Source organism: Curtobacterium sp. P97 (assembly GCF_023712445.1).
Lineage (GTDB): Bacteria > Actinomycetota > Actinomycetes > Actinomycetales > Microbacteriaceae > Curtobacterium.
On sequence record NZ_JAMAYF010000083.1, the window covers coordinates 1 to 470 of the forward strand.

The following is a 470-nucleotide window of genomic DNA, read 5'->3' on the forward strand; positions in this document are numbered from 1 at the left end:
TGTCCAGCCAGCACACCCAGATCGGCACGACGGCGCTGGACATGGGCGCCCTGGGCATGGAGTGGTCCGACCGGTTCACCGTCACCGACCAGATCACCGGCGCCGAGTACGAGTGGGGCCAGTTCAACTACGTCGAGCTCGACCCCTACCGCGAACCCGCGCACGTCTTCACCGTCACCCGGCACGCCCCCCTGGGCTGAGCCGCCACCACCGCGAGAGTCGAGGACCCAGCTCCCCATGACCGTCCCCGCACCGCACGCCGACCGCCCCGGTCTGCCCGCTCCCGGCGCCGACCCGGAGTGGTACAAGCGCGCCGTCTTCTACGAGGTGCTCGTCCGGGGCTTCGCCGACTCCAACGCCGACGGCATCGGCGACCTGCGCGGCATGATCGGCAAGCTCGACTACCTGCAGTGGCTCGGTGTCGACTGCCTGTGGCTGCCGCCGTTCTTCGCCTCCCCGCTGCGCGACGG

General features: G+C 70.9%; 2 protein-coding genes. Both read left to right on the top strand.

Annotation, left to right across the window (positions count from 1 at the left end; all coding sequences use genetic code 11):
• The coding region (locus M3677_RS17045) for a hypothetical protein (protein ID WP_251161141.1) at positions 1–200 on the top strand (200 nt) is incomplete at its 5' end.
• Between the two features lie 37 nt (positions 201–237).
• A partial coding sequence (locus M3677_RS17050; protein WP_251161142.1) for an alpha-amylase family glycosyl hydrolase occupies positions 238–470 on the top strand: 233 nt, incomplete at its 3' end.